This window comes from Priestia sp. SIMBA_032, assembly GCF_046535215.1.
Classification (GTDB): Bacteria; Bacillota; Bacilli; order Bacillales; family Bacillaceae_H; genus Priestia; species Priestia aryabhattai.
The window spans coordinates 1-258 of sequence record NZ_JAWRXD010001029.1 but is presented as its reverse complement, the minus strand read 5'-3'; the positions used below and the strand labels follow the sequence as shown (position 1 = coordinate 258).

At 63.2% G+C, this 258-nt stretch carries 1 protein-coding gene; it reads right to left on the bottom strand.

The annotated features are described in order from the left end of the window. Positions 1-258, bottom strand: a 258-nt coding sequence (locus tag SB717_RS37465) for a hypothetical protein (RefSeq protein ID WP_410908196.1), incomplete at both ends; no start/stop codon positions are given.

Below are 258 nucleotides of genomic sequence, written 5' to 3'. Positions count from 1 at the left end.
GCGCAGATAACTGGCGTAGGCGCGCAGCATTGCCACCTCATGCCAGGTCAGACCACATCGGAAGATCAGTTCGTTGAAGTTGTCGACCGCTGCGTCGCCGCGCCAGATCTGCGAGAACGCCTCGGTGAAGCGGTGTTCGACGTCGGCGACATTCTGCTCGTCGACCGTCATCCCGTCGGCCAGCGAGAGCCCGAACTCATAGACGAAGCATCGCCGGCCGTCCTGGCGCTCGATCCCGAGTGGACGTTCGTCGAGGAC